17 protein-coding genes are annotated in these 16258 nt (G+C 53.3%); 10 read left to right on the top strand and 7 right to left on the bottom strand.

The window, feature by feature from the left end; genetic code table 11:
* Positions 1-177: 177 nt before the first annotated feature.
* From KB559_RS21965 to KB559_RS21940, 6 genes are all read left to right on the top strand, one after another.
* Positions 178-858, top strand: coding sequence for a response regulator transcription factor (locus KB559_RS21965; protein ID WP_211025129.1), 681 nt, complete (start codon positions 178-180; stop codon positions 856-858).
* Positions 855-2270 (top strand): sensor histidine kinase, encoded by a 1416-nt coding sequence (locus KB559_RS21960; RefSeq protein WP_211025127.1) that lies wholly within the window; start codon positions 855-857, stop codon positions 2268-2270. The genes KB559_RS21965 and KB559_RS21960 overlap by 4 nt, the downstream gene beginning before the upstream one ends.
* A 168-nt stretch (positions 2271-2438) precedes the next feature.
* Positions 2439-3089 carry a transcriptional regulator gene (locus tag KB559_RS21955; RefSeq protein WP_211025220.1) on the top strand — a complete coding sequence of 217 codons (651 nt, stop codon included), beginning with the start codon at positions 2439-2441 and terminating at the stop codon, positions 3087-3089.
* Between the two features lie 399 nt (positions 3090-3488).
* Positions 3489-4394, top strand: a complete 906-nt coding sequence (locus KB559_RS21950) for an ABC transporter ATP-binding protein (protein WP_211025219.1) — start codon at positions 3489-3491, stop codon at positions 4392-4394.
* Entirely contained in the window at positions 4391-5104 is a 714-nt protein-coding gene (locus KB559_RS21945; RefSeq protein ID WP_211025125.1) for an ABC transporter permease, read from the top strand. Before KB559_RS21950 ends, KB559_RS21945 begins: the two co-directional genes overlap by 4 nt.
* On the top strand, positions 5105-5842 hold the full coding sequence (locus KB559_RS21940) for an ABC transporter permease (RefSeq protein WP_211025123.1): 738 nt from the start codon (positions 5105-5107) through the stop codon (positions 5840-5842).
* 289 nt (positions 5843-6131) lie between these two features.
* Here the strand turns inward: KB559_RS21940 and KB559_RS25410 are convergent, their stop codons facing one another.
* Entirely contained in the window at positions 6132-6266 is a 135-nt protein-coding gene (locus KB559_RS25410; protein WP_282103194.1) for a hypothetical protein, read from the bottom strand.
* 102 nt (positions 6267-6368) lie between these two features.
* On the opposite strand from KB559_RS25410, the gene KB559_RS21935 reads away from it, so the two are divergent.
* The 4 genes from KB559_RS21935 to KB559_RS21920 are packed head-to-tail and all read left to right on the top strand — an operon-like array spanning position 6369 to position 9789.
* Complete coding sequence (locus KB559_RS21935; protein WP_211025217.1) at positions 6369-7277, top strand: ABC transporter ATP-binding protein; 909 nt, start codon at positions 6369-6371, stop codon at positions 7275-7277.
* Between the two features lie 2 nt (positions 7278-7279).
* Positions 7280-8023 (top strand): ABC transporter permease, encoded by a 744-nt coding sequence (locus KB559_RS21930; RefSeq protein ID WP_211025121.1) that lies wholly within the window; start codon positions 7280-7282, stop codon positions 8021-8023.
* A gap of 6 nt (positions 8024-8029) precedes the next feature.
* Positions 8030-9190 (top strand): sensor histidine kinase, encoded by a 1161-nt coding sequence (locus KB559_RS21925; RefSeq protein WP_211025119.1) that lies wholly within the window; start codon positions 8030-8032, stop codon positions 9188-9190.
* On the top strand, positions 9187-9789 hold the full coding sequence (locus KB559_RS21920) for a response regulator transcription factor (RefSeq protein ID WP_211025116.1): 603 nt from the start codon (positions 9187-9189) through the stop codon (positions 9787-9789). Before KB559_RS21925 ends, KB559_RS21920 begins: the two co-directional genes overlap by 4 nt.
* Before the next feature lie 71 nt (positions 9790-9860).
* Here KB559_RS21920 and trxB read toward each other — a convergent pair whose 3' ends face one another.
* The 6 genes from trxB to hisA all read right to left on the bottom strand — a co-directional run bounded on the left by trxB (position 9861) and on the right by hisA (position 16039).
* Complete coding sequence (gene trxB, locus KB559_RS21915; protein WP_211025114.1) at positions 9861-10817, bottom strand: thioredoxin-disulfide reductase; 957 nt, start codon at positions 10815-10817, stop codon at positions 9861-9863.
* A 138-nt stretch (positions 10818-10955) separates the two neighbouring features.
* Complete coding sequence (locus tag KB559_RS21910) at positions 10956-12641, bottom strand: tetratricopeptide repeat protein (protein ID WP_211025215.1); 1686 nt, start codon at positions 12639-12641, stop codon at positions 10956-10958.
* Between the two features lie 284 nt (positions 12642-12925).
* Positions 12926-13756 carry a histidinol-phosphatase HisJ gene (hisJ, locus tag KB559_RS21905; protein ID WP_211025113.1) on the bottom strand — a complete coding sequence of 277 codons (831 nt, stop codon included), beginning with the start codon at positions 13754-13756 and terminating at the stop codon, positions 12926-12928.
* A gap of 16 nt (positions 13757-13772) precedes the next feature.
* Entirely contained in the window at positions 13773-14519 is a 747-nt protein-coding gene (gene hisIE / locus KB559_RS21900; RefSeq protein ID WP_211025111.1) for a bifunctional phosphoribosyl-AMP cyclohydrolase/phosphoribosyl-ATP diphosphatase HisIE, read from the bottom strand.
* Positions 14516-15274 (bottom strand): imidazole glycerol phosphate synthase subunit HisF, encoded by a 759-nt coding sequence (gene hisF, locus KB559_RS21895; RefSeq protein ID WP_211025109.1) that lies wholly within the window; start codon positions 15272-15274, stop codon positions 14516-14518. The genes hisIE and hisF overlap by 4 nt, the downstream gene beginning before the upstream one ends.
* 21 nt (positions 15275-15295) lie before the next feature.
* Positions 15296-16039, bottom strand: coding sequence for a 1-(5-phosphoribosyl)-5-[(5-phosphoribosylamino)methylideneamino]imidazole-4-carboxamide isomerase (gene hisA / locus KB559_RS21890; RefSeq protein ID WP_211025107.1), 744 nt, complete (start codon positions 16037-16039; stop codon positions 15296-15298).
* Between the last annotated feature and the right edge of the window lie 219 nt (positions 16040-16258).

The raw sequence follows: 16258 nt of genomic DNA, 5'->3' as shown, positions 1-16258 counted from the left end.
TGCACACCAATAAGTAAAATTCAATTGATAACCATTCTCATATAAAAAAAGTAACATGGCGGGCAATTTGAACTTGTGATTAGAATCACAAATTTAATATGTTGTTCTTGGCAGTTTATTTTTCCTCACCAATTTGCAACAATAGAGTCGAAAAGCCAGAAAGGAAGGATCCCAGTTATGATACCAGGCAAAAACATTCTATATATTGAAGATGATCCCGAAATCGGGGAATGGGTAAGCAGAGATTTAAAAGAGCGCGGCTATAGCGTCACCTGGCTCACCAGCGGGGAGCGGGCGATCGAGGAGGCAGCCTCGTGCAACTTGGCCATTCTCGATGTCATGCTGCCCGGACTGGACGGATTCACCGTCGGACAGCGGCTCAAAAAGCAATATCCGGGACTCCCGATCTTGATGCTGTCCGCCCGAACCTCTATCGACGACAAGCTGCAAGGATTGCAATTTGCCGACGATTACCTGACCAAGCCGTTTCATCCCGATGAATTAGCTGCCCGGGCGGAAGTTCTCCTCCGTCGCAGCGGCCCTCCTTCAGCCGAACCTCTGGAGCTTCGCCACCTGCTCGTCTACGAGAAGGAGAATATCATCAAAAACCGTGAGACCGGGGAAGAAATTACGCTGACCGGAAAGCAATTTCATATTTTTCAATACCTGCTGCGGCATTTGGGTCAAATCATGACGAAGGAACAGATCTATGAGGCGGTTTGGGGAGAGCCCTATCTGGACGGGGATAAAACCTTAATGGTGCATATCCGCCATATGCGCGAAAAGCTGGAGCGTGACCCCGCCGCGCCCGAAGTCATCGAGACGATCCGCGGGATCGGTTACCGGGTACGGGCATGAGAAGACACAGCGGCCAGCCTTTCAAGAAGTTCCGCAACTCGCTGTTGTCCCGCTATTTGGGCATCATCGGCTTCGCGCTTGTATTTATACCCATTCTGATCCCGGTGAGCTTTTTGGCGTCATGGGGCGTCAACCGGGCTTTCTTTCCCGCGTCTGTTCCAGACAAAACGGAGGTCGTCCGTTCCTACGGATCGGGACTACAATTGGAGAATGCTTGGCATAATGCAGCCTCATCTCTAAGCGGCAAAACCCCCGAGGAAATTAACGAAAGACTTCGGGCTTTAAAGCAGGATTATCCTGATGCCTCGATGTTTTGGGTAGATGCGGACGGACTGACCCGCCTGCAATTGCCGGAACAAAGCGGTTTGCCGTCCAAATGGACGCCGGAAGATGCGGTTGCCTATATGAAGCATGCCGTGGATTCCGATCCTTTTACCGTCGTCGCTTTTATTGGCGGCAAAAGTCAGGCCGCTGGCCAAGGCTTTATGGTGTTTGAGCTCCCGCGCAAAAATATGAAACCGTTGACCGGAGGCCGGGAAGGGGATTATCGGTTTTACGGATTCTTTATCTTCTTGATGTTCTCCTTCTTTATTCTGATCTCGTATTTATTCTTTCGCGACATCCGCAAACGCCTGCTTCGGTTGGAATCCGGCATGACCCGTACCGGACCGAACGGATTGCCCGTCCGTGTCCCGTTGGGCCGGCCCGATGAAATCGGACGCCTGGAGCAGGCCTTTAACCATATGGTTGACGAGCTCGATGACAGCCGACGCCGGGAACATGAAGAGGAGGAGCTCCGCAAAAGCCTGATCAGTAATTTGTCTCATGACTTGCGGACGCCGCTGACCGTGCTTGGGGGCCAGCTCTATTCCTTCCGTAAAGAGCCATTGTCGGATCAGGGTCAACAAGCCTTGGCGCTGATGGAGACCAAGATTAATGACCTGAGCGGTCTCATCGATCATCTCCTATCCTACAATCTGCTCGCCAGCGGGCGCTACGTGATGAATCTGGAGGATCGGGACATGCTTCGCGTCGTGCGGGTGAGCGCCGCCGCTTGGTACCCGCTGTGGGAAAAAGCGGGAATCGAGGCCGATATCGATCTGCCGGAGGATCCCTTGATTTGGCACATAGATGAGCAGGGTTTCCGCCGCGTACTGGATAACCTGTTCCAGAATCTGGTCCGTCATGCGGGATCCGGCGGTTATGTCGGCATCTCGATCGAACAGCGCCACCGGAAAACGGCGCTGGTCATCGCCGATCGCGGCCCAGGACTTGGCTCCGTTTCCCCTGCTAAGGGTGCCGGTCTCGGCCTGCAAATCGTCGATCTGCTGCTGCGGGAAATGGGATTGGTCCGGGAGACGGTGTCTTATCCTGAAGGAGGAACAAGGGTGTACATTTATCCCCTTCAGTAAAATTGAGTTATCGTCCATATAGGTTATACTGTAAATATTCATTGTTCGGTCGTGAAGAACACGCCGCTCTGGCATATTTCCCTCCCTTATGGGGAGGCGAAGATGTCAGGGCGGCTTTTTGCTTTTCTACCCCAATACCCAATTAATGAGAGGATGGTGTTATTAACGATGTTGAGGTTCGAACAAGCTTATAAGGAATGGATTCAAGCAGCTATTGAGGAGGAGCAAAACTTTAGAAGACGCGAAATATTGGAAAAGGGTCTCGGCCATGGCACCGTTGAATTTTTGCGTTCGGTTTGGTTCCCTGCCGTAAAAAACTTCGACCACCTATATCCGGAGTGGGAAGTACGAGATGCAAACAACGGCTACCGCTACGTGGGTCTAGCCTACCTGCCGGGTGGCGCAGCAAAGGGAGACATCGAAATTCAAGGTTACGGACCTCATGCAAGAGATCTCGATGTGCGACGCTTTAAAGACTTATGTTGGCGGCACTGTTTAATGGCATTGGACGATTGGATTTTTCTCCCGATAGCTTTTCTTTCCATCACCGACGAACCGAAACGCTGCCAGCAGTTGGTCCTCGCCTTTATCGGAAAGTTTATCAGCACGGACATACCTTCTCCCTTAACCTGGCTCGAGGCGGAGACTCTTCGTTACGCTAGACGGCAATTCCGCCCGTTTACACCAGCAGAGCTGGCGAACCACCTCAGAATAACCCCTCAACACGCTAGAAGGATTCTTCACAAACTAGTCGAGCTCCGTCTTCTGTTCGTCGCCGGAGGCCAGTTACGTTACCGCACGTATGGGTTACTGGGTTGATCTTTTCGCTGAATGTACTCAATAACCGCTGGAGTTTCTTTAGGCAACCAAGTTTCCACTTGCCATGGAGCTCCCTGTCTCCGGACTCACTGCGCCTAACGAACCCAGTAAACCTTATTTGGGATAAATACCACGTTTTGAGATTCTAACGAACCCTAGTAACCTTATTCCGAGAAAACTGCTACTATCTATGCCTAAATTTACTCAATAACGCCGCTGAAGTTCGTTAGATCTGATTTGAGGTCATTTTTTCGCAAATAAGCACCGTACGGTTCGTTAGAATGCTGGGTTGGCAGGGGTCCAACCAAAGATTTAAACAAAATTTAAACTTGGCCCCCCTTCACCTTTAAACTTCGGACGATATGATCATTACCGAGGTGATATTACGTGAATCATGAAATGATTATTCAAACGAAGGATTTAACTAAAAAATACCGTGGACGGCCAGCGGTGGACCATTTGAATCTGGAAATAGCCAAAGGGGATATCTACGGATTCCTCGGCCCGAACGGAGCCGGCAAAACGACAACAATCCGCATGCTGCTCGGTCTGATCCAGCCCACTGAAGGCTCTATCCGCATCTTCGGCCGCGAGCTGCGCAAGGATAAACTCGCAATACTCCGCCGGATCGGGTCGCTCGTTGAGTACCCGTCCTATTACGGCCATCTGAACGCCGTAGACAACCTGGAAGCGATCCGCCGCATCCTGGGCGCGCCGAAGTCGCGCATCGACGAGGTGTTGGAGATCGTCTCGCTGACGAGTGAGTCCCGCCGGGCGGTTAAAGGCTACTCCCTCGGGATGAAGCAGCGGCTTGGCATTGCCGCCTCCCTGCTTGGCAGCCCGGATTTACTCATTCTCGACGAGCCGACCAATGGTCTTGATCCCGCCGGAATTCATGAGATCCGCGAGCTGATCAAGAGCATGCCGGCCCAGTACGGCATTACCGTGCTTGTCTCCAGCCATCTGCTGGGCGAAGTCGAGCAAATGGCCAACCGGGTAGGTATCATCCGGGAAGGGCAAATGGTATTCCAGGATACGATCCAGAACCTGCGCCTTCAAGCCTCGCATGACATGGAGCTGGTCGTCTCCGAGCCCGATTCTGCGCTTTGGCTGGCCCGCGACCTGGGTGCTGCCGGTATCTTGAAGGAGGGCACGCTGGTATTCCCGGGCATGAAAGATCCGCAGGTGGCCCAACTCGTCAAGCGTCTGGTCGAGAACGGCCATGACATTTACCGGGTGGAACAGAATAAAAAGTCGCTTGAAGATATTTTTATGGAAGTTATCGGGGAGGGAGTCCGGCCATGATGCTACGTTCTTTGTCGGCCGACTTCCTCAAAATCCGCGGGAAAGGAATCTGGTTCCTTATTTTTCTGGCCCCAATCGGTCTTGTCGCCATGCAGGCGCTCAATTTCGGGCTGCGGCTTGATTACCTGAAAAAGCAGTACGCGGAGGACCTCTGGGGCGGCCTGATCGACAATGTCGTCATTTTCGTTCCCATTGCGCTTTACCTGGGCGTAACCTTGGTCAGCTCTTTGGTCGCTAATGTGGAACATCAAATGAGTTCCTGGAAACAACTTCTGGCGTTGCCTATTTCCAGAACCGCCGTGTTCAGCGGCAAGTTTACGCTTTGTTTTCTGCTGCTTACGGCGTCCTGTATATTGCTGCCGATCTTTACGATCGTGCTGGGCCTGGCGCTTGGTTTCGGTACTGATATTCCGCTGAGCGACATCCTGCGGATGGGCTTCTTCCCTTACCTGGGCGCGCTGCCTTTGCTCGCGCTTCAGTTGTGGCTGTCGCTAACCTTCCGAAACCAGGCTCTGCCGGTGACATTTGGGGTAGCGGCAGCCATCATATCTCCGTTTGCCCTTCAGCTTCCGGAATGGTTCCCGCTCAATTGGCCGACCTTCAGTTACAGCGGCCCTCATGCCAGTTGGTTCGTCAGCGCAGGCATCATCTGCGGCGCCGTTATCATGGTGATGGGTATGATCCACTTCAACCGAAAGGATGTGGAATAAATGGGCTCCTTTTTCCGTGTTTTGTCTTCGGAAAGATTGAAAATGTCGAAGTCGCGCATCTGGCTGCTTCTGCTGGCCAGTCCCCTGTTGTCTACGTTGATCGGCGCGCTGACCGAAACGTCGTATAGCGATGCGAACCCTTGGACCGTCATGCTCGGCGCCATGGTCACGCTTCATGCCTTGTTCTTCCTGCCGATTATGTCCGGCCTGTTCCCGGCCTTCCTATGCCGGTACGAGCATACCGGCGGCGGCTGGAAGCAACTGCTTGTCCTGCCGGTCTCGCGAACATCAGTTTATCTGGCCAAGTTCACCGTCGTGGCTGGCCTGCTGGCCATTTGCCAGCTGCTGTTCCTGGCCGGCATCCTTGCCGCCGGCTGGATCCAGGGCTTCAAGACCCCGATCCCTTGGGCCGCAATCGCCTCCAGCCTGCTGGGCGGCTGGGTTTCCTGCCTGCCGCTTGTTGCGCTGCAGCTCGGCGTGTCCCTGAGCTGGGCGAGCTTTGCCGCTCCGCTCGCCCTGAATGTCTCGCTGACGATCCCCAACATACTGATCGTCAATTCGGCAAAAATCGGCCCATTCTATCCGTGGGCCCAGCCCGTTCTTGCCATGATGCCAACCAGGGAGGAGAACTTCGGCGCGTTTAACCTTCCGCTCGAAAGCTTGATGATTACCGTCGTCGGCAGCTTCCTCCTGTTCTTCGCAGTCGGACTGATCCATTTCCGACGCAAGGAAATTTAACGCCTGCCAAACAAACAAACCGTCCGGAAGGAGCATCCCAAAGCATCTATAAAGCTAAGGGGGCGCTCGCTACCCGGGCGGTTTTTCTATGGATTGGAACTTTTCTTACTCTATTTGGTATAATTATGGAAATCAAGGAATACGAAAGGGGAGCTGATTCATGTTTAGCGATAACCATAAACCTTTCCGCGAACCTGACGACCCGTACGCCTTTAAAGCCAACTACGATACTAACCAAAAAAAGCTTCAATCCGAAGGGACATCCGGGCTTTGGAGGCAAGTTTCAAATTTACTGATCCTTGTCGGCATTATTGGCGTAATCGTTCTTTTGATAAAAATATTCTAGCTCACATCGGGCCTGACGCCCGCTTAATGCGCCCCGCCGCTGCCTATGCAGCGGCTTTTTTCGTTCCTCCCGCTTCATTTCATGACAGTTGTCACCCTCATTTCATGACACTCCTTACTAACGACGGTTCCTTCCCTCCGGTATTCTATGGATAAGATCAGTAATAACGGAGGCGAACTTATGGAAGCCATTATAGAAATGAAGCATGTCAGCAAAATGTTTAAGGATAAAAAAGCGGTCAACGACCTTTCTTTTCGAATTGAAAAAGGCTCGGTTACGGCGATTCTGGGACCCAACGGGGCGGGTAAAACTACCGCGTTATCGATGATCCTCGGGTTACTTGAGCCAACGGAAGGTGAGATCAAAGTGTTCGGCAAAGCCCCCAAGGAGCAATCCGTCCGTGACAAGACCGGGGCGATGCTTCAGGAAGTCAGCATTATGGACCGGCTGAAGGTCAGAGAGGTACTGGACCTCATCCGCAGTTACTATCCGAACCCGATGGATATGGAATCTCTGATAACCCTGACCGGGCTTCAAGACAGCGACCTCAAGCGATACGCGGAAAAGCTGTCCGGCGGACAAAAGCGCAGTCTCGGCTTCGCTCTCGCCATGGCGGGCAATCCCGACCTGCTCTTCTTCGATGAGCCGACGGTCGGACTGGATATTACCGCCCGCCGCCGATTCTGGGACAGTGTCCGGAAGCTGGCCGGACAGGGTAAAACAATTATTTTCACGACCCATTATTTGCAGGAAGCTGACGATACCGCCGATCGGATTCTTCTTTTTCATAAAGGTGCCCTGGTAGCAGACGGAACGCCGGATGAGATCAAGGCCCGGATCGTGAAACGCTCGGTCTCCTTCCTGCCCCGCCAAGATGGACCGGGATTCCGCCAACGGCTTAAAGCCTTGCCGCTGCTAACCGATCACTATGACAGGGATGGACGGATCTACGTGAATACGGACGATACCGACCTGGCGCTGGAGTCCATTTTTGCGGAAAAGCTCGAGGTTCGGGATATCCGGATCGACCAAGGGCGATTGGATGAGGCTTTTGAACAACTGACCGTAAATCAAGAGGAGGCCGTATAACTATGAAAACGTCCATGCTGTTAAAACAATGCAAAGCCGAGCTGTTGCGGGTAATCCGAAATCCCTACTATGTATTCTGGTCTCTGTTGATGCCGATCGTGTTCTACTTCATCTTTACCCGGGTCGTCAATACCGGGGCTGACAATCAGGCGGAATGGGCCGCACATTATCTCATGTCGATGACCACCTTCAGTGTAATGGGCTCTGCCATAATGACCCTCGGCATTCGTCTGGTACAGGAACGGACACAGGGCTGGACGACTTTCATGCGGGTGACGCCGCTGCCTGGCCCCATCTATTTCTTTGGAAAAATGTTCAGCCAAACGGTAATGCATCTTCTCTCAATCATCTTCATTTTTGTGGCGGGTGTTCTGATCAACAACGTATCGCTGCCTATCTCTATTTGGATCTACAGTGCATTGTGGATTCTGATCGGCTCCTTGCCATTTCTGGCCATCGGTACGCTGGTCGGCACCATGAAACGGGTCGACACGGCCAGTGGAGTCAGCAACGCCATTTACATGGCTCTCGCTGTTATCGGCGGCATGTGGATGCCGATGGAAGTCCTGCCTAAGCTCATGCAAAACATCGGGAAATGGCTGCCTTCCTACAATTTCGGCAACGGAGCATGGGAAATTATTCGCGGGAATGCACCGCATTGGAGTAATGTTGTGATTTTGCTGGGCTATCTCATTCTGTTTATGATACTATCCACGTATATCAGAAAAAAACAGGAAGTGGTGTAGCTCAAAATGTCAACCGGGAAAAAGTTCACGCTGTTTCCAAAAAAGTACGGATTATTTCCTTTCATGTGGCTGATCTATATCGCTCTGCCCATATTCAACATCCGTAACGAGACCGGCCTGAAGCTGATCCTCGGCTACGCAATGATCGCCTTATTCGTTGTAACCTATCGTCAGCTCTACATGGTATCGGGAAAAGCCTTTTCCCTGTGGCTCGCTCTGCAAATGGCGATCATCGTCGTGCTATGCATGTTCTACAATCCGTTTAACCTGTACATGGGCTTTTTCACGGCCAATTTTATCGGGTGGTATACCGATCACCGCAAATTCAATATCGCCATGATCGCCTTTGCTTTGGTCGAGCTTGTGCCCCTATCGCTAGCAGTAGCAAGTATATCGCTAAATGATTTCGTCTTTACACTGCCCTTCTTTGCCATTATGCTTGCGTCCCCTTTCGGGATCCGCTCTATGGTCCGCAGACAGAACCTCGAAAAGGAGCTGGATCTGGCGAATCAGCAGATCAAAGAGTTGGTCAAACGGGAAGAGCGCATGCGCATCGCCAGGGATTTGCATGACACCTTGGGGCATACCCTGTCGTTGATCACTTTAAAAAGCCAGCTCGTAGAAAAGCTGGTACTTAAAGATCCGGAGCGTGCCCAAACGGAAGCCGGGGAGATCCAGCGGACCTCCCGGGCCGCGCTTCGCCAAGTGCGGGAGCTCGTCTCCGATATGCGGGCCGTAAGTGTGGCGGAAGGTCTGGCGGAGGCCGGGGAAATCCTCCGGGCCGCCGACATTTCTCTGGACATTGAAGGGGATGCTGCTTTGGAAAGTGTATCCGACCTGACGCAAAACATCCTCAGCCTTTGCATCAAAGAGGCTGTCACCAATATCGTAAAGCACAGTGAGGCAAGCCGCTGCTTCATCACGATCAGCACAACCGATGCGGTCGTTAAAGTGTCGGTGGAGGACAACGGAAACGTACTCGAAACGGGAGATACGATTGCCGCTGCCGCCAAGGTTGATCCTGGTAACGGGCTCAAAGGAATGGCCGAACGTCTTTCCCTAATTGATGGTTCCTTGTCTTTATCTTCCGGGGAGAAAAACGGTTTGCGGCTTCTGGTAACCGTCCCCTTAATCGTTAAAGAACAGAAAGAAGGTGTATCGGCGTGATTCGCATTGTCATCGCGGAAGACCAACGCCTCCTGCGAGGCGCGCTCGCCTCTCTGCTGGATCTCGAAGATGATCTCGAAGTCATCGGACAAGCGGCGGACGGGGTTGAAGCGTTCGACCTGATTGAGCGGCTCCAGCCCGATGTCTGCCTGATGGATATCGAAATGCCCCGGCTTAGCGGGCTCGATGTCGCAGACAAACTGAAGGTGCAAGGGTCTCCGTGCAAAGTGATTATTTTGACTACCTTCGCCAGACCGGGATACTTTGAAAGAGCCGCCAAGGCAGGCATTCAAGGCTACCTGCTCAAGGACGAGTCCAGCGATGAGCTGGCCGAAGCGATTCGCCGCGTCATGGCCGGACATCTGGAAGTATCGCCCGAGTTGGTTTTCGGCAGCATGCGGGAGGAAAACCCCCTTACCGCGAGGGAACAGGATATCCTAAGGCTTGCAGCAGGTGGGCATAGCGCCGGGGAAATCGCCTCAAGCCTGCATTTGTCCTACGGTACGGTGCGCAATTATATTTCCGAGATTTTGAATAAGCTTGAAGTGAAGAGCCGGATCGAAGCCGTTCGTCTTGCTGAAGAGAAGGGTTGGATTTGAGATATTGTCAAAATAAATAAGCGCCGTTTAACCCTGCTTCCAAGGTTAAACGGCGCTTTGCTTATGCTGTCTTACGGGTTCAAGGTCTCGCTCCAGTCATGTACCATGCTGCCTTCGAGGTATTTCTCGCAGTCCATCGCGGCCATGCAGCCCGACCCGGCAGCGGTGATTGCCTGACGGTAGCGCGTATCCTGTACATCTCCGCAGGCGAATACGCCCGGGATATTCGTCTCCGTCGTACCCGGCTTCACGACAATGTAGCCGTGATCGTCGGTAGTAATCGCGTCACCCAGAAACTTCGTGTTCGGCGTATGCCCGATCGCCACAAAGACGCCGTCAGCCTTCACGAGTTCCTCCTGATTGGTTTCATTATTCCGTACTTTCAAGCCTTTCACTATGCCGGTCTCATCCGTTTCAACCGATAACGGAGTCCGGTTCAGCGCCCATTTCACCTTCTCGTTGTTCTTGGCCCGGTCCTGCATAATCTTGGAGGCCCGCAGCTCATCACGCCGGTGCACCACCGTCACACTGGAACCGAATCGCGTCAGGAAGCTAGCTTCCTCCATAGCGGAGTCGCCGCCTCCGACCACGACAATCTTTTTGCCGCGGAAAAAGAATCCGTCGCAAGTTGCACAAGTGCTGACCCCGCGACCTACGTTTTCCTGCTCGCCCGGAATCCCGAGATATCTCGCCGAAGCTCCGGTCGACAAAATGATGCTCTCCGCTTCCAGTTCTTCTCCGCCTTCTACCTTCACTTTAAACGGACGATCGGTAAAATTCACTTGCTCCACCCAACCGCTGCGAAACTCGGCACCAAAACGTTCGGCTTGTTTACGCATATTGTCCATTAGCTCAGGTCCTTGGATGCCCTCGGGGAATCCAGGGAAATTCTCCACTTCGGTCGTCGTCGTCAACTGCCCGCCCGGCTGAACTCCTTCAATGACAAGCGGGTTCAAATTCGCACGGGCCAGATAAATGGCCGCCGTCAAACCTGCGGGACCTGTTCCGATTACAATTGATTTGTACATGGCGCCTCCTCCTTGAAATATGTAATTCTCAACATAAAAGATATTCAAAAGCCAGGCCCTCTAAAGCCTGACTTATTGAAACTCACACTTATACTAAGTTTTACCCAAGTTGGACTTGCTTTACCCGTTTTTGTACAGCTATTGGACGGAAGGAAAGATGGTTTCCATCTTCTCCTTCACTCCGCATACTTCATCGATCCGTCGGGTATACCGGCGGGCCGTGGATGCCGAAATCCCATAGCGCTCCGCCACGGCTTCGTAAGTAACAGGACGACGGTGGATTTTGGCCGTCAAATATTCCAGCGCGGCGGCCCATCCTTCGATATGCGTAATTTCGGGAGTCTCCGGATATAATAGGGTGAGAAATTCCGCCCATAAGGTTTCAAGATCATGCTGCTGCTGAAGGTCAAAGCTCCGCTTCATCTGCTTCAACGCCAAATCGACGACCGCCTGCCACTCGGTCTTCCAGACCGGTAAACCTGATGCGACCCGGCTGGGATCTACCAGCGTGGTTTTTTCGCCGAAGCAGACGGGCAGCGGGTGATTAACGCCCAGGTTACGAAGGACGAACAAGGCGATATCTTTTAAATACTGATCTTCTTCAGGTTCCAGCAGAAAAGCCTTCAGCGCTTCCTCCACTTCCAGGTCGGCAATCAGGCCGAATGCCTGGATGACCTGCAGCTTCGTCTTTGCGTCCCCGTGGCGCAGCGCCCAGAAAAAGGACGAGCGTACCAACGGATTCCCGCTAATTTCGGAAGCCAGATTGTCTTGGGACGTTTCCCAATGCTTGAACTGCTCTTCAAATGGAAGATGATAATGATAGCTAACCGTCATAGAGCGGGAAGTTTGAGCCCCGGTCGTCTCCCGTTCATCCAGGCCCTGCAAATAAAAGTCCGCTACTCCGCTGCCAGGATCCAGCCTCTTAACCTTGCGCCACAATGTCTTGGCAGCGCTCATACGCTGCGTATGATAGGCCGCTACCGCGGCATAATGATACAACGAAGGGTCCTGGTCCATCTCTCCATTTCGAAGCAGCCGGCTAAAATGTCCGAAGGCCGCTTCATGCTCGCCAAGAATCCCCATCGTTGTCGCTAACTTAAACACATGCTCCTGGTGGAAAGGAATGATTTTGCGCAACCGGCCCGAAAGCTCCAGCAGTGCAGCGCTATTGCCCGCATGCTGATAAAATATAGCCAAATTGCACAGCCCATGCAGATTGCCCGGCTCTTTCTTCAGTACCTCTCCGATCGTACCCATGGCTTTGTCGAACAGGCCAAGATAGTAATAGCCAAGCGCCAAATTGTTGTGGGCCGCATGGAAATCCGGGCGCTTCTCCACGATTTCCTCCAAGATCGCCACGGCTTGCGTAAACTTGCCTTCTTCCAGCAATTCACGGGCCCGGTCGTGCTCAACTACGCCTTCCATCGATTTGATGCTCTTCAGCTTCGTCGGACGATCCAGTTCGTATTGGAGCAGGTCCATCATTTCCTCCGCCTCCGTCAGGAACTGGCCGTTGGCATCCTCCTCCAAATACGTCACCAGCGCCTCTTCGGCAGCTTCGAAATTATCCATGTTCGCATAGTTATTTGCCATATAGAAATAACATTCCGTCATATTCGGGTCGATCTCCTTCAGAACGACGGATAACGCGGCGTTAGACGCCTCGTAGTCCCCCATTTCCGACAAAATCCCCGCCATATTGCAATGGTTTACCGGATTGTTCGGTTCATACTCCACCGCTTTGCGAAAATATTTTAATGCCTTGTCGTAGTGGTAACGGTCCAATGAAGAGACAGCCCGCTCAAAGAAAAAGCCCGCATCCATAGAGATCGGCAGTACGTTTCCCCGTTTCTCTTCGGGTTCCCTTTTCTCTTTCAAACAAGGCACCTCCCTTTTCTTACTCTCAAGTCTTATTCTCCATCTCACAGTATACCATAGTGAAAGCTGTCCTCCCACGGGAAATACTTACGGAAAATTGCACATTCCAGAGGAATTTCCACCAGCAAAAGGAAAGGGAGAGAATTGTCGAATCGGATGGATATTGAATGTGAGACGACCAAAACAAAAAAGACGGTCCCAAGACCGTCTTAAGATTTACTCAGTAACCTTTATTTCGTTAAAAGAAGCGGAATCATCGTTCTCCGCCGTCCCTCGAACGTGGCCAATTCGCGCACACCGAGCTCGTACAACAACGCCCGCGCCTTGTCCAGATGCTCGCTCAACTTGAGCGGATCATGCGCGTCCGAACCAACCGTAAGCGGAATGCCCATCTGTACGGCAGTCTCCAGAATCCGGCGGCTCGGGAACATTTCCGCCACAGGCTTGGACAGCCCGGAAGCGTTCAGCTCCATCGCTACGCCGGCCGCTTTGACCGCGCTCAGCGCTTGCCGCTCCAATTCGATGGTTTCCTCTTCTCTCGCCGGGTCCGGCCGGTTTCCGAAGCGCTTAATTACATCGAGGTGGCCCATGATGTCGTACAACCCGGTCCGTGCCGCCTTGGCAACCGCATCATAATACCGTTCATACACGGCAAACACGTCCTGGCCCTCCCAGTTATGCACCTGCCGGAAGTCCGAAATATCCCACTCGCCGAGAAAATGAACCGATCCAATCACATAATCCCAAGGATACTTCCGGATAATGGAACTGATCTGCTCTTCCCAGCCTTCGATGTAATCCCCCTCTAAGCCTACCCGGACGTCGATATGACCGCGGTACTTTTCCTTGAGGGCAAACGCCTCTTCCACATAACGCGGCAATTCTTCCATCGGCATGGCCATTTCCGGATAATAGGTTGCCGGATCGACATGCAGCAGCGGCATATGATCGGACAGCCCGATTTGGGTCAAACCGATCTCAATACCGCGCTGTACGTACTGTTCCAACGAACCAACGGCATGCCCGCAACGGGCGTGATGGGTATGATAATCGATCAGCATCCTGGATCACCCCGCCTTAGTCGCGGCGCGGCCGTTCATGACGCCGCTCCAGTTCGCGCATGATGTCATCGAGCGGCAAGTTGCGCTCGCGCAGCAGCACCAACAGATGATAGATCAAGTCGCTAACCTCGTATCGCAGCTCGTCGTTATCCCCATTCTTGGCGGCGATGATGGATTCGGCGGTCTCCTCGCCTACTTTTTTCAAAATTTTATCGATACCTTTATCGAACAAATACGTGGTATACGCGCCTTCCGGGCGTTCTGCGTAACGTTCGGCGATCAGACGCTCCAATTCGTCCAGGACCGCAAATCGGCTGCCAAGATCCGTGCTTTGCAAAACCTGATTTTCGGGAACGAATTCAGTCCAACCGGTAGATGCTCCGGGTACTGCGTCGCCTGCCCCAACGGCCGCCGTGCGGAAGAAGCAAGTGTCCTCCCCGGTATGGCAGGCCGGTCCTTGACGGTCCACTTCCAAAAGTAGCGTATCCCCATCGCAATCATAGCGGAGCGCACGAATTTGCTGGGTGTTGCCCGATGTCGCGCCCTTATTCCACAATTCGGAACGGGATCGGCTCCAGAACCAGGTTTGGCCGGTTTCCACCGATTTGCCTAAAGATTCCCGGTTCATGTAGGCGAGCATTAGCACTTCTTTGCTGGACGCATCCTGAACGATGGCCGGAACCAGTCCGTGCGCATCCCATTTGATCTCCTGCACAAGCGCCTCCAGCGGCAGGGAAAGCTGCAGCGATTGGTTTTGTGTCATCGTATTTCCACCCCTCTGGACTTCAGGTCCTTCTTTAAATCCGGTACTGCTATTTCTTTATAATGAAAAATCGTCGCCGCCAGCGCAGCGTCCGCCTGTCCTTCCGTGAATACTTCATAAAAATCATCCGCCTTGCCAGCGCCTCCGGAAGCGATGACCGGAATCCCTATCGAGCGGCTTACCGCACTCGTAAGCGGCAGATCGAATCCGTCCTTGGTGCCATCGGCATCCATGCTCGTCAGCAAAATCTCGCCCGCACCCCGCGACTCGGCTTCTTTGACCCAATCCAGAGCTTTAATTCCGGATGCCTTGCGACCGCCATGCGTATAGACCTCCCATTCCCCCCACGCCGGATTGAACTTGGCATCCACCGCCACAACGATGCATTGGGAGCCAAAACGGCGCGCTCCGTCGGAGATCAGCTGAGGGTTCAGGACGGCCGCCGTGTTGATGCCGATTTTGTCGGCCCCGGCCCGCAAAATGCGTTTCATATCGTCGACTTGCGAGATCCCGCCTCCGACCGTGAAGGGAATCGCAATTTCTCCGGCAGTCTGCCGGACGACTTCGATCATCGTAGCCCGGCCTTCATTCGAAGCCGAAATATCGAGGAATACAATCTCGTCCGCCCCTTCGCGATCATACAGCGCGGCCAATTCGACCGGGTCTCCGGCATCGCGGAGATTAACGAAATTGACGCCTTTCACAACCCTGCCGTCCTTCACGTCCAGGCATGGAATGATTCGTTTTGCCAGCATCGTCCTCTCAACTCCCCTTCTCTATTTCACTGCCGATGAAATGGCTTCGAGCGCCGCCGCTAGTTCAATATTGCCGGTGTAAAGCGCCTTGCCGACAATGGCCCCGCCGATGCCTTGATCGGCGTAAGCTGCCAGCTTAAGGAGATCGTCCTGCACCGTTACTCCGCCGGAGGCAATCACCTTGCGCCCCGAAGCCTGAGCGAGCGAACGAATGGCTTCCACGTTCGGTCCTTGCATCATCCCGTCCCGGGAGATATCGGTGAAAATAAACGTCTCCGCCCCTTTGGAGGCAAGCTCTTTGGCCAAGACTTCCGCTTGGACCTCGGAGGTCTCCAGCCAGCCGCGCGTCGCCACGTATCCGTTACGCGCATCAATGCCGATGGCGACTTTGTCGCCGTAGGTACCGAGCACAGCCTCTGTAAAAGCGCGGTCTTCAATCGCCGCGGTGCCGATAATGACCCGGCTGACGCCGAGGCCAAGCAGCCGCTCAACATCGGCCAGCGTCCGCAGGCCGCCGCCGACTTGCACCGGCACCTGCACGCTGCGGGCGATCTCGCCGATGAGCGCATCGTTCACCGGGTGCCCGGCTTTGGCTCCGTCCAAATCGACCAGATGGATGAAGCTTCCCCCTTGTGCTTCCCAAGAGCGGGCGACTTCCACCGGATTCTCATTGTATACCGTCTCACGGGCGTAGTCCCCCTGGACAAGCCGTACACATTTTCCTCCCCGGATGTCGATCGCCGGGTATATCACGAATGAAGACATGTTTCTTCCTCCCGTTCTTTTATATATAAAGTTTGTCGCGGAGTTCCCTTCATTGGAAAAATTCCAACGAAATGGCGTTGAAACACTCAACGCTGGGGGCCTGGTTGGATATTCTCCAATCATTTTGGCCTTGTCGAGCCCGATTCGGGTACATTTCGGTCATCTCATTGGATAATCTCCAATGAATCAGCCCGCTCTGCCTTCTTGGACCCTTTTCGT

The organism is Paenibacillus sp. Marseille-P2973, from assembly GCF_018101095.1.
In the GTDB taxonomy this organism is placed as follows: domain Bacteria; phylum Bacillota; class Bacilli; order Paenibacillales; family Paenibacillaceae; genus Fontibacillus; species Fontibacillus vini.
This window is presented reverse-complemented; position numbering and strand designations above follow the sequence as displayed.

What these genes read in the sequence shown, in the direction of transcription:
- KB559_RS21965 (WP_211025129.1), top strand. Translation starts at nt 178, where the DNA reads ATGATACCAGGCAAAAACATTCTATATATTGAAGATGATCCCGAAATC.
- KB559_RS21960 (WP_211025127.1), top strand. Translation starts at nt 855, where the DNA reads ATGAGAAGACACAGCGGCCAGCCTTTCAAGAAGTTCCGCAACTCGCTG.
- KB559_RS21955 (WP_211025220.1), top strand. Translation starts at nt 2,439, where the DNA reads ATGTTGAGGTTCGAACAAGCTTATAAGGAATGGATTCAAGCAGCTATT.
- KB559_RS21950 (WP_211025219.1), top strand. Translation starts at nt 3,489, where the DNA reads ATGATTATTCAAACGAAGGATTTAACTAAAAAATACCGTGGACGGCCA.
- KB559_RS21945 (WP_211025125.1), top strand. Translation starts at nt 4,391, where the DNA reads ATGATGCTACGTTCTTTGTCGGCCGACTTCCTCAAAATCCGCGGGAAA.
- KB559_RS21940 (WP_211025123.1), top strand. Translation starts at nt 5,105, where the DNA reads ATGGGCTCCTTTTTCCGTGTTTTGTCTTCGGAAAGATTGAAAATGTCG.
- KB559_RS25410 (WP_282103194.1), bottom strand. Translation starts at nt 6,266, where the DNA reads ATGAAGCGGGAGGAACGAAAAAAGCCGCTGCATAGGCAGCGGCGGGGC.
- KB559_RS21935 (WP_211025217.1), top strand. Translation starts at nt 6,369, where the DNA reads ATGGAAGCCATTATAGAAATGAAGCATGTCAGCAAAATGTTTAAGGAT.
- KB559_RS21930 (WP_211025121.1), top strand. Translation starts at nt 7,280, where the DNA reads ATGAAAACGTCCATGCTGTTAAAACAATGCAAAGCCGAGCTGTTGCGG.
- KB559_RS21925 (WP_211025119.1), top strand. Translation starts at nt 8,030, where the DNA reads ATGTCAACCGGGAAAAAGTTCACGCTGTTTCCAAAAAAGTACGGATTA.
- trxB (WP_211025114.1), bottom strand. Translation starts at nt 10,817, where the DNA reads ATGTACAAATCAATTGTAATCGGAACAGGTCCCGCAGGTTTGACGGCG.
- KB559_RS21910 (WP_211025215.1), bottom strand. Translation starts at nt 12,641, where the DNA reads ATGGATGCGGGCTTTTTCTTTGAGCGGGCTGTCTCTTCATTGGACCGT.
- hisJ (WP_211025113.1), bottom strand. Translation starts at nt 13,756, where the DNA reads ATGCTGATCGATTATCATACCCATCACGCCCGTTGCGGGCATGCCGTT.
- hisIE (WP_211025111.1), bottom strand. Translation starts at nt 14,519, where the DNA reads ATGACACAAAACCAATCGCTGCAGCTTTCCCTGCCGCTGGAGGCGCTT.
- hisF (WP_211025109.1), bottom strand. Translation starts at nt 15,274, where the DNA reads ATGCTGGCAAAACGAATCATTCCATGCCTGGACGTGAAGGACGGCAGG.
- hisA (WP_211025107.1), bottom strand. Translation starts at nt 16,039, where the DNA reads ATGTCTTCATTCGTGATATACCCGGCGATCGACATCCGGGGAGGAAAA.